The sequence below is a fragment of the Natrialba sp. SSL1 genome (assembly GCF_001861355.1).
Lineage (GTDB): Archaea > Halobacteriota > Halobacteria > Halobacteriales > Natrialbaceae > Natrialba.
On the sequence record NZ_MASN01000033.1, the window covers coordinates 1 to 523 of the forward strand.

The following is a 523-nucleotide window of genomic DNA, read 5'->3' on the forward strand; positions in this document are numbered from 1 at the left end:
GGGGTTGAAGCCGACACTCGCCGCCACATACCACGAAACATTAAGCACCTCTATCAGCTATTGAAACCCGTGGCAGACGACTACCTGAGACGTACCGCAATCACCCGCCCTATCCTCACCGACGAGCAACAGGACTTGCTCGAGGCCACCATCACTGAGTGGAAAACTGCCTGTAACATCAGCAGTCGCATCGGATGGGACGTTGGTGAGACGCGGAAAACCTACCTCCAAGACCTCGCCTACGACACGGTGTTGGAGGAAACACGTCTCGGGAGCCAGCACGCAATCCTCGCCACCCATCAGGCTGCAGCCGCACTCGATGGTGTCGAAGCAATCGAAGACCTTGACGAACACTACAAAACGTCTCGACCGGAGTTTACCAGTAACACGGTGAAATACGACACCCGGACGATGACGCTATTCGATGACGGGTCTGTATCGCTCTCCACCGTCGATGGTCGAATTCGATGTGACCTGAACCTCCCCGACGAAGAAGACGGGTATCAACACGAATACCTCACCG

The 523-nt window shown here is 55.6% G+C and carries 1 pseudogene; it reads left to right on the plus strand.

The features are described 5' to 3' along the window. Window positions 1-69: 69 nt before the first annotated feature. Window positions 70-523 (plus strand): annotated as a pseudogene (locus tag BBD46_RS10275) (RNA-guided endonuclease TnpB family protein); the annotation flags it as partial.